The sequence below is a fragment of the Tatumella sp. JGM118 genome, from assembly GCF_018257515.1.
Taxonomy (GTDB): Bacteria; Pseudomonadota; Gammaproteobacteria; order Enterobacterales; family Enterobacteriaceae; genus Tatumella; species Tatumella terrea.
Genome location: NZ_JAERJR010000045.1, coordinates 1 through 666, shown reverse-complemented (window position 1 = coordinate 666; position 666 = coordinate 1). Strand labels below are relative to the sequence as shown.

At 49.7% G+C, this 666-nt stretch carries 1 tRNA gene and 1 rRNA gene; both read right to left on the bottom strand.

From position 1 onward, the window contains the following. Nucleotides 1-284: ribosomal RNA gene (locus JK223_RS16810) — 23S ribosomal RNA — on the bottom strand; the annotation flags it as partial. A gap of 191 nt (nucleotides 285-475) precedes the next feature. Continuing rightward, nucleotides 476-551 (bottom strand) — tRNA-Glu (locus JK223_RS16805). Nucleotides 552-666 lie beyond the last annotated feature (115 nt).

Sequence of the window (666 nt, the reverse complement as noted above, 5' to 3'; positions counted from 1 at the left end):
CACTGATGATGGTTCCGGGCTCCTCCCCGTTCGCTCGCCGCTACTGGGGGAATCTCGGTTGATTTCTTTTCCTCGGGGTACTTAGATGTTTCAGTTCCCCCGGTTCGCCTCGTTAACCTATGTATTCAGTTAACGATGATGCACTGAGTGCACCGGGTTTCCCCATTCGGAAATCGTCGGCTGTAACGGTTCATATCACCTTACCGACGCTTATCGCAGATTAGCACGTCCTTCATCGCCTCTGACTGCCAGGGCATCCACCGTGTACGCTTATTCGCTTAACCTCACAACCCACAGACGTCTTGCAACGACTCTGAATCGTAAAAGTTTTTGAGAGACTCTGAATAACTTACGTTATTCATTGTTTTCAAATTTTCAGCTTGTTCCGTATTGTTAAAGAGCAATATCTTAAACATGACTCGTAAGTCATCTTTAAGATATATCGGCCGGTGACTTTCACTCACAAACCAGCAAGTGGCGTCCCCTAGGGGATTCGAACCCCTGTTACCGCCGTGAAAGGGCGGTGTCCTGGGCCTCTAGACGAAGGGGACACTGAAGTCTGCTTCGGCAAGACGCCTTGCTCTGTACTTTTCATCAGACAATCTGTGTGAGCACTACGCGGGAGTGTATCTTCAGGTAAGGAGGTGATCCAACCGCAGGTTCCCC